This is a genomic window from Acidovorax sp. SRB_24, from assembly GCF_012931925.1.
Genome location: NZ_MWOM01000308.1, coordinates 1 through 311 on the forward strand (window position 1 = coordinate 1; position 311 = coordinate 311).

The window sequence follows — 311 nt, forward strand, 5'->3', positions numbered from 1 at the left end:
ACCGCCGGCCTGATCGACCCCGCGCGCACCGTGCGCGCCCGGGTGCTCGCGCGCGAGAGCGCCGTGGTGTGCGGCGCGCCCTGGGCCGAGGCCGCGCTGCGTGCGATCGACCCCGGCGTGCAGCTGACCTGGCACGTCGCCGAGGGCCAGCGCTGCGCCGCCGACCAGGTGGTGCTCGAGATCGCCGGCAACGCGCGCGCGCTGCTGAGCGCCGAGCGCACTGCGCTCAACTTCCTGCAGCTTTTGAGCGCCGTCGCCACCAAGACCGCCACCTACGTCGAGGCCGTGCGCGGCACGCGCGCGCAGATCGT

The 311-nt window shown here is 75.9% G+C and carries 1 protein-coding gene; it reads left to right on the top strand.

Annotation, left to right across the window (positions count from 1 at the left end):
* A partial coding sequence (locus B2J89_RS22065; protein WP_371809120.1) for a nicotinate-nucleotide diphosphorylase occupies window positions 1-311 on the top strand: 311 nt, incomplete at both ends.